Source organism: Paraburkholderia mimosarum LMG 23256 = NBRC 106338 (assembly GCF_000739815.1).
GTDB lineage: Bacteria > Pseudomonadota > Gammaproteobacteria > Burkholderiales > Burkholderiaceae > Paraburkholderia > Paraburkholderia mimosarum.
Genome location: NZ_BBJJ01000074.1, coordinates 20616 through 28639 on the forward strand (window position 1 = coordinate 20616; position 8024 = coordinate 28639).

The 8024-nt window shown below is 62.1% G+C and carries 10 protein-coding genes and 1 pseudogene; 3 read left to right on the top strand and 8 right to left on the bottom strand.

Going from position 1 to position 8024, the window contains the following annotated elements; all coding sequences use genetic code 11:
* Positions 1-232: 232 nt before the first annotated feature.
* On the bottom strand, positions 233-766 hold the full coding sequence (locus BMI01S_RS30835) for a hypothetical protein (RefSeq protein WP_028214020.1): 534 nt from the start codon (positions 764-766) through the stop codon (positions 233-235).
* 150 nt (positions 767-916) lie between these two features.
* On the opposite strand from BMI01S_RS30835, the gene BMI01S_RS39515 reads away from it, so the two are divergent.
* Together BMI01S_RS39515 and BMI01S_RS30840 are read left to right on the top strand one after the other, a co-directional pair.
* Positions 917-1165 carry a DUF1488 family protein gene (locus BMI01S_RS39515; protein ID WP_238328045.1) on the top strand — a complete coding sequence of 83 codons (249 nt, stop codon included), beginning with the start codon at positions 917-919 and terminating at the stop codon, positions 1163-1165.
* 95 nt (positions 1166-1260) lie between these two features.
* Positions 1261-1818, top strand: a complete 558-nt coding sequence (locus tag BMI01S_RS30840) for a glycine zipper domain-containing protein (protein ID WP_028214021.1) — start codon at positions 1261-1263, stop codon at positions 1816-1818.
* Positions 1819-1946: 128 nt separating this feature from the next.
* On the opposite strand, the gene BMI01S_RS30845 is transcribed toward BMI01S_RS30840, so the two are convergent.
* The 6 genes and pseudogenes from BMI01S_RS30845 to BMI01S_RS43315 all read right to left on the bottom strand — a co-directional run.
* Positions 1947-2288, bottom strand: a complete 342-nt coding sequence (locus tag BMI01S_RS30845; protein WP_028232359.1) for a cytochrome C oxidase subunit IV family protein — start codon at positions 2286-2288, stop codon at positions 1947-1949.
* 8 nt (positions 2289-2296) lie between these two features.
* Positions 2297-3004, bottom strand: a complete 708-nt coding sequence (locus BMI01S_RS30850) for a heme-copper oxidase subunit III family protein (protein ID WP_028214023.1) — start codon at positions 3002-3004, stop codon at positions 2297-2299.
* Positions 3001-3612 carry a cytochrome c oxidase subunit 3 gene (locus tag BMI01S_RS30855; RefSeq protein WP_028232358.1) on the bottom strand — a complete coding sequence of 204 codons (612 nt, stop codon included), beginning with the start codon at positions 3610-3612 and terminating at the stop codon, positions 3001-3003. The genes BMI01S_RS30850 and BMI01S_RS30855 overlap by 4 nt, the downstream gene beginning before the upstream one ends.
* Positions 3609-5366, bottom strand: coding sequence for a cytochrome c oxidase subunit I (ctaD, locus tag BMI01S_RS30860; RefSeq protein ID WP_028214025.1), 1758 nt, complete (start codon positions 5364-5366; stop codon positions 3609-3611). Before ctaD ends, BMI01S_RS30855 begins: the two co-directional genes overlap by 4 nt.
* A gap of 13 nt (positions 5367-5379) precedes the next feature.
* Positions 5380-6528 (bottom strand): c-type cytochrome, encoded by a 1149-nt coding sequence (locus BMI01S_RS30865; RefSeq protein ID WP_028214026.1) that lies wholly within the window; start codon positions 6526-6528, stop codon positions 5380-5382.
* Positions 6529-6813: 285 nt separating this feature from the next.
* Positions 6814-7007: pseudogene (locus BMI01S_RS43315) on the bottom strand (dihydrolipoamide acetyltransferase family protein); the annotation flags it as partial.
* A gap of 199 nt (positions 7008-7206) precedes the next feature.
* Here BMI01S_RS43315 and BMI01S_RS30870 point away from each other — a divergent pair.
* Positions 7207-7533 (top strand): 2OG-Fe(II) oxygenase family protein, encoded by a 327-nt coding sequence (locus BMI01S_RS30870; protein WP_042291746.1) that lies wholly within the window; start codon positions 7207-7209, stop codon positions 7531-7533.
* Here the strand turns inward: BMI01S_RS30870 and BMI01S_RS30875 are convergent.
* Positions 7515-8024 (bottom strand): IS6 family transposase (locus BMI01S_RS30875; RefSeq protein ID WP_042291756.1); only part of this gene is annotated, 510 nt, incomplete at its 5' end. The genes BMI01S_RS30870 and BMI01S_RS30875 overlap by 19 nt on opposite strands.

An 8024-nucleotide genomic window follows, 5' to 3' on the forward strand; every position in this document is an offset into this window, starting at 1 on the left:
CCGGCATTCCCAGCTTGTCAGCGCGTGACGACCGACGCGGCGATCCGGTCGGCCAACGCCCCGGGAATGCGGCTGAGCGCGGCGGCTTGCACCGCCACGCCTCGGTTCATCAGTTGCGTTGAGCGTCGCCAGTTGCGTGACGGTAGCGCTGGCGGGCTGCCCCCCGATTGCCACGTGCACGCCCCTTGTAATATCACCGTTCCGCTCGCGACTCGATCAGCACGGCAAAGGACTACGACGGGCCGCCCGCGTCCGCCTTGATCCTGCGGAACGTGGTGCGCTCCAGTCTCATGTACAGGTTCGCCGCCACGATACCGAAGACGATGTGAACGAACAGGCTGGCCCAGTTGCGCGCTTCTGCGAACCACGGAAAAAGCTGTGTCATGCCGTAGAAATTAATCACGTAAACGGCTACAGCGAAAGCGCCACCCGCCAGTGAAGCCATCCCCATGCTCGAGTCAAGGTTGAATGACGTCATGATCAGACCGAGGACAAGCGTGAATACGATGGCAAGGGCAAAATGCACCACAAAAGCCGCGAGCACGATGCCAGGCGAGAATGCTTGCGGCGATTGCAATGCGCCTCGTCCCAGAATGATCGCGGCGACCATGCGTGGGGGTTCCAGCAGACTTGCGCCCGTCATCAGTGCCATCAGAACGACCCCTAACGCCAGGAATACAACGCCCGCAATGACGCCTGCCAGCACGGCTGCCCGCCAGTCGAGGTGGCCGTGTGTGAAATGATGGGAATCCATATGAAGTTGCACGATTGTCTCCCGATCGATTCGAATAATTCATTCTAGGCCAGCTCGCGCAACTGATAGGGTAACTAAAGAACCTGCCCGCCCGGCAAACGGCGCGTCGCTTTTCGCGCGCTTCTGTGTGACCTGCCGGTCTTCGACGGCGCGAATCCGACAGTGCGCGTTCGGCGTGAGTCGACGGCGAGCCGGTTGAGTGCGGCAATGACCGCCGAGGCGCTCGAAGATCATTTTGGCGCTCATTGCGCTCTGGAATCCGCCTTAATGGTTGCTTTCGAAAACGGCCGAAATTCTGTCCGCGCGGTTTGCGCGGAAGCGATCGACCAGAACGGCGGCAAAGGAGTACTGTTACATAGCGGACTGTTCCGGGTGGACGGCATGGAACCCGATCGCGGCACCACGACATAGTCCCGGCGCGTGCCACCGCATGCACCTCTGTCCCGGCGCGGGTGAGGTGGGACGGCATGGTCTGCAACCGCTAGTCAACGATGGAAGGAGGCCACATGTCACTCATCGTCGCAGCACGCTTCACCACATTCCCCGCCGCTGAAGACGCGGTGCAACGGCTCGTCAATGCCGGTTTTGTCGAGGAGGACGTCACACTGTTTTTCGTCAATCCGATCGGCCAGCACGCACGTTTTCGGCCCGGCGGCGATGTCAGCGCCGACGCAAACGCGAGGGAGACGCCGAAGGGTGCCGAGATGGGCATTACGATTGGCGCAGCGGTTGGCGCCGTGGTCGGCGTCGGGATCTTCGCAGCGTTTTCGGCGCCGCTTATCGTGTCGCTGATCGCGGCCGGGGTGAGCGCATATGTCGGTTCATTGGTCGGCGCGATGATGCGCACGCGTGAAGACACCAACGAAGAAACCCGTGAATCCGGGGTGCTGGTGGCCGTACACGTGTGTCCGGACAACCAGATGGACGCCGCGCGGGTGCTGCGCGAGGCGGGCGGCGCGGCGATCGAACGCGCGACCGGCCGCTGGCAACAAGGGCGGTGGGCCGACTTCGATCCGCTCAAGCAGCCTGAGCCGCTCAACGAATTCAGTGAGAAGCACGCCTGATTTGAAGGTGTTTTTTGCCGGGATTTTCAGAGAGCCAGGAAACAAAGACGGCCCGACATTTGTCGGGTCGTTTTGTATTCAGAGCGGTGCACTCCGGGCACTCGCCGGTGGAACGGTCGGCGCGGGGGTCAGTGGAAGAAGAGTTCCCGCATGCCGAAGGTGTGATGCGCTTCGGCAGCCATGAGAACCATCAGCACCAGCAGGCCCAAGGGCGGCATCAGGATCGCGTACACCAGCGCCAGCCGCTCCCACATCATGTGCATGAAAATCGACACGATCAGCCCGGCCTTGGCGATCATGAGCACGACGATCAGCGTCCAGCGCAGCAGGCCCTGCACGTGAAAGTAATCCACCATGTACGACATCGTGCTCAGTACGAACAGCAGGCCCCAGATTTTCAGGTAGATGCCGATCGGATGCTGCTGGCCGTGCGCGGCCTCGGGTCGCTGGGCGGGATCGGTGTGGTCCATGGTCTGCCTCACCACAAATAGAACAGCGCAAAGATGAACACCCACACCAGGTCGACAAAGTGCCAGTACAAGCCGGCAATCTCCACGATCTGGAAGTTACCATGCCCCGTGAACCCCGGCTGCAGGATTTTGCGTGCGATCAGCAGCAGATAGATCACACCGCAACTCACGTGAAAGCCGTGGAACCCGGTGATCATGAAGAAGCACGCGCCAAACTGCGCCGCGCCAACCGGGTTGCCCCAGGGGCGGATACCTTCATGGACGATCAGCTTGGTCCATTCGAAGGCCTGCATCGACACGAAGGTCGCGCCCAGCAGCGCGGTCGCGAGCAACAGTGCGGCGGCGCGGTTTGCGTTACGCCGGTAGCCAAAGTTGACCGCCATCGCCATGGTGCCGCTGCTGCTGATCAGGATGAATGTCATGATGGCGATCAGCAGCAAAGGCACATCCACGCCGCCCACAGTGAGCCCGAACACTTTGGAAGTATCAGGCCACGGCACCGTGGTCGACATCCGCACCGTCATGTAGCCGATCAGGAAGCTGCTGAAGATGAAGGTGTCCGACAGCAGGAAGATCCACATCATCGCCTTGCCCCACGGCACCTTGAAGGCTTCGCGGTCGGCGGACCAGTCCGTGACGATGCCACGCCAGCCGTCAGGCACGGCGTCGGTGGGCGTGGTGGCAGCGGATTCGGTGGGGAGCGTGGGCGTGGTCACGGCGCGGCTCCATACAGCGGCCCGCAGATGGCGGCGACGAGCCCAGGGGTGATCCACCACATCGCCGCCAGCAGCACGAGCCAGACAGCCAGCAGGAAATGCCAGTAGATGGCGCAAAGCGCGATGGCGCGGTGGGCCCGGAAGGGATCCGCTCGTTGAAGAAGCATGATCGTCACGGCCCAGGCCACCAGCCCGCCCAGTACATGCAACCCGTGCAGGCCGGTGAGCAGGTAGAGGAAGCTATTGGATGGATTGACGGTGACGGTCTGCCCGGCCGCCGACAGCATGCGCCAGGCGGCCAGTTGTCCGATCACGAACACGGCCGCCAGCACCCCGCCTGACAGAAGCCAAGCCGCGCGGCGCAAGGTAATCTGCCGGGCACGCTGCATGGCAATACTTGCCAGCACCAGCGCGCCGGTGTTCCACCATAGCAGCGCTGGATGCGGGATGGGCTGCCAGTCGGGCTCGCGCATACGCATTCCGTAGGCGAACAGCAGCAGTGAAAACAATGTCGTTGCCACCGCCATGAAGACGATCAGGCCGATGCGGCTCGCATTCGGCGAGACAGGTGGCGCGTCAGGAACGAAGGATCGGGGCAGTGTGGTCATTCGCGTGCCTCTCCGGGGTGAAGCGTCGAGTGGGCGGCCGGTTCAGGCGCCGTTGCAGGCGGCTGGTTTTGCGGGACGAAGTCTTCCTCCTGCCCCGGTGGGCTGTATTCGTAGGCCCAGCGATAAACGACTGGCAGCGCGGCGCCCCAGTTGCCATGCACTGGCGGTGTTTGCGGCGTCTGCCATTCCAGCGTGGTGGCCCGCCAAGGGTTGCTGTCGGCACGCTTGCCGCGCACCAGGCTCCACGCCAGGTTGTACAGGAACAGCAACTGCGCCACGGCAACAACGAGCGCAACGACGGTGATGAACGTGTTGAGCGTCTGCGCCGAGGATGGAATGAAGCTGTAGCCCTCATACGCGTAATACCTCCGCGGCATGCCCAGGATGCCGAGATAGTGCATCGGGAAGTAGATCGCATAGGTGCCGAGGAAGGTGGCCCAGAAGTGCACACGCCCGAGCGTGTCGTTGAGCATGCGGCCCGTCACCTTCGGATACCAGTGGTAGATGCCGCCAAACACCACCAGGATCGGCGACACGGCCATCACCATATGGAAGTGCGCCACCACGAAGTACGTGTTCGACAGCGGAATGTCCACGCTCACGTTGCCGAGATAGAGCCCGGTCAGCCCACCGAGGACGAAGGTGCTGATGAAGCCGATGGCGAACAGCATCGGCACGGTCAGGTGGATATCGCCGCGCCACAGCGTCAGCACCCAGTTGTAGACCTTGAGGGCGGTCGGGACGGCGATGATGAGCGTGGTGGTGGCAAAGAAGAAGCCGAAGTACGGATTCATGCCGGCAATGAACATGTGGTGCGCCCAGACCACGAAGCTCAGCGCACCGATGGCGACGATGGCCCACACCATCATCTTGTAGCCGAAGATGCTCTTGCGCGCGTGCGTGCTGATGAGGTCTGACGCGATGCCAAAGGCCGGCAGCGCGACGATGTAGACCTCCGGATGCCCGAAGAACCAGAACAGGTGCTGAAACAGCAGCGGGCTGCCGCCGGCATGCTTGAGCGTCTGCCCCATCGACACCACAGCCGGTATGAAGAAACTGGTGCCGAGTGTCCTGTCGAGCAGCATCATCACCGCCGACACGAACAGCGCCGGAAACGCCAGCAGCGCCAGGATGGTCGCGATGAAGATGCCCCACACCGTGAGCGGCATGCGCATGAGCGTCATGCCGCGCGTGCGCGCCTGCAGCGTGGTGGTGACGTAATTCAAGCCGCCCATCGTTGCCGCGACGATGAAGATCGCCAGCGACACCAGCATCAACACGATGCCCCATTCCACGCCGGGCGTGCCCGGCAGGATGGCCTGGGGTGGATACAGCGTCCAGCCCGCGCCGGTCGGCCCGCCTGGCACGAAAAAGCTCGCCACCAGCACCAGCACGGCCAGCAGGTAGACCCAGTAGCTCAGCATGTTGAGAAACGGGAAAACCATGTCGCGCGCGCCCAGCATCAGCGGGATCAGGTAGTTGCCGAAGCCGCCCAGAAACAGCGCCGTCAGCAGGTAGATCACCATGATCATCCCGTGCATGGTGACGAACTGGTAGTAGTGGTTGGCGTCGATGAAACTGAACTTACCCGGAAAGCCGAGTTGCAACCGCATCAGGTCCGACAACACCAGGCCGACCAGGCCGATGGCGATAGCCGTCAGCGAATACTGCACGGCGATGACCTTGTGGTCCTGGCTCCAGACATAGCGGGTCCAGAAGCTTTGCGGGACGTGATCGGTGTGAGCGTAGGGCATTGCGTCTGCTCCGCTAGGGTTGAGCTGCGCTGCTGGCGGCCGGGCCGCCTTGCGATTCGATGAAGGTCACCAGCGCGGTCAGCTCCTGCTCGCTCAGGTCGAACTTCGGCATGATGGGTGCGAAGCCCTTCACGACGCGGGCCGTCGGGTTGCGGATGAAGGCACGCAGATAGGCTTCGTCCACCTTCGCGGTACTGCCGTCGGCCATCGTTTCGGTCTTGCCGTACAGGCCCTTCCAGGTGGGGCCCACGCGCGGACTGCCGTCCACGGTATGGCAGGCGAAGCAGCCCTTGCCCTCTGCGAGCGTCTTGCCCTGGTCAGCAAGCGCCTGGGCGCTGCCGCCTGCCTTGGTGGATGCGGCCTGCACCCTGGCCTGCTGCCGCTGCGCGAACGTGCTCTGCTGCGCCAGCCAGCGCGAGAACGATGCTTCGTCTTCCACCACCACCACGCCGCGCATGTTGGAGTGCCCGATACCGCAAAGCTGCGCGCACAGGATGTCGTAACGCCCTGCCTTGGTCGGCGTGAACCAGAAGGTGGTCACCATGCCGGGCACCATGTTCATGCGCGCACGGAACGCCGGTACGTAGAAGTCGTGCAGCACGTCGCGCGACCGTGTCAGGACCTGGATTGGCCGGTTGAGCGGCAGGTGAACCTCGGGCGTCTCGATCAGGTAGTTGTCACGGCCGTTGGGGTCAGCGGGGTTCAGGCCGAACGGGTTGTCGTTGCTGATGTAGCGCACGTCCGTCGTGCCCAGCTTGCCACCGGGGCCGGCAAAGCGGAAGCGCCATTGCCATTGCTGGCCGAACACTTCCATCTGCAGCACGTTGGGCGGCGGCCGTACGAAGTCCGCGTAGACGAAGAGCCCCGGTGCCAGCAACGCTGCAACGCCGACAGAGGTCAGGCCGATCAGCCACCATTCCAGCCGCTTGTGGTGCGGCTCGTAGGCAGCGCGATGACCCGTGCGGTGGCGGTAGCGCACTAGTGCGATCACGATGAACAGGTTGATCGCGATGAAGAGCGCGCCAGTAATGACGAGCGTGATCGTCAGCATGTCGTCCATGCGCACCCAGTTCGAGGCGATCGGTGTGATCCACCAGGGACTGGCAAAGTGAAACCCTACCGCCAATACGATGATCAGGCTCAGGGCAATCGCAAGCGCCATAGGCCACCTCGCAGCGCGTCACTCGCTGGAGCCGCTAACAAAAGCTCCTGGCGTAGTTGTGCCGCCTGGCCGTACTTCGTACTGTTTGCGCCGGCACTTCTGCCAGGACCGCTTCGCTGAGCGTTGTAAGCGGCTCTAAAGCAAAGGTAGTCCTCTCCTCTGCATCGTGCAAGAAAGCGCAAGGGGGAAGCGCGCCCCATATACGGATCGCGCGAATGGAGAGTCTCGTGCTGCGATGCAATGCAAAAGGGCGCCATTACTTCCCTTTTCTTCCCTATCCGCCCTTGGCACTTCCAGATCCGGCCGTGTCGACAGCGCGTGTACGAGCCCGAAGATCGACAACGTGATCGTGTTGCCGCGCATCTCTTCAGGTGGAATCTTGCGTGCGCGAATATCCGCGCGCATCCGGTCGAGTCCGGCGCGCAGACCGGCCGCGTCCCGATGCGCGGCAGCACCGGGCCGAACAAGCCATCTGGCAGGACTGCTGTCGTGCAGCCTTCATGCGTTGCACCCATGCGCGGAGCTTCCGGGTCTATAGTGATCGATGAGCGTCCCGACTAGCGCGTTGTGCAACCGGCAATGAAAGTCGCCACCCCGGATATCGTCTGACTTTTCCCGACTTTCGTATGGTGTCGTCGACTCGAACAGGCGTGCTACGAACCGCTTGATCGGGATCTGATGGCGTATGTCGACACCTTGATCCGCAGCGGCTGCGGCCCCCGTACCGGCTCCGCGTGGCAATTCGCCCACCGGCAACATGAAAGGCCGGAGTTTGCCGTGCTGATCGCGCATATCGAGCGGGCTGCACGCGATGTACTCGCGTTTCTCAAGGTCGCTGATGCCCCGTTTCACATTACAGGGTGCTGGGTCAATGTACTGGATCCTGGCGGGACCCACGCGATGCAAAGCCATCCAAACAATTACCTGAGCGGGTTTTGTCGCGATAAGGGAGTCAGTGCGAGCGGATTTGATATGAAGAGGACTGCTTACATGACCAGCGAATAGAATTGCTCGGCGGCGGTTCTGGTGTCGCCAACGTGCTGCATCTGCCCTTTGCGAATCATGTGCATCATTTCGATGCCGGACAGAATGATGCGCGCACACTGGAAACTCTTGAAGCCCATCATCGGCTTGATGACGCGTTTGATGGCGCGGTGATCCTGCTCGATGACGTTGTTCAGATACTTGTTCTGCCGGATCTGGATTGGCTTTTTCCGCTCAGCGTTGAGCGCTTCGAGCGCGGCCAGATTGGCGCCGCTCTTGTCCACCGTGATAGTCTCGGGCTCAACATTCTGGGCAATCGCCTCGTCGAAATACCGGCGTGCAGCAGCCTTGTCGCGATGCACACGCAGCAGGAAATCGATCGTGTTGCCCTGCTTGTCGACGGCCCGGTACAGATATTTCCATTGTCCCTTGACCTTGACGTAGGTCTCGTCCATGCGCCAGCTCTTGCCGGCCGGGCGCTTAATTCGCCGGAATGCCTTTTCGAACAAGGG

What these genes read in the sequence shown, in the direction of transcription:
- BMI01S_RS30840 (WP_028214021.1), top strand. Translation starts at nt 1,261, where the DNA reads ATGTCACTCATCGTCGCAGCACGCTTCACCACATTCCCCGCCGCTGAA.
- BMI01S_RS30845 (WP_028232359.1), bottom strand. Translation starts at nt 2,288, where the DNA reads ATGGACCACACCGATCCCGCCCAGCGACCCGAGGCCGCGCACGGCCAG.
- BMI01S_RS30855 (WP_028232358.1), bottom strand. Translation starts at nt 3,612, where the DNA reads ATGACCACACTGCCCCGATCCTTCGTTCCTGACGCGCCACCTGTCTCG.
- ctaD (WP_028214025.1), bottom strand. Translation starts at nt 5,366, where the DNA reads ATGCCCTACGCTCACACCGATCACGTCCCGCAAAGCTTCTGGACCCGC.
- BMI01S_RS30865 (WP_028214026.1), bottom strand. Translation starts at nt 6,528, where the DNA reads ATGGCGCTTGCGATTGCCCTGAGCCTGATCATCGTATTGGCGGTAGGG.
- BMI01S_RS30870 (WP_042291746.1), top strand. Translation starts at nt 7,207, where the DNA reads ATGGCGTATGTCGACACCTTGATCCGCAGCGGCTGCGGCCCCCGTACC.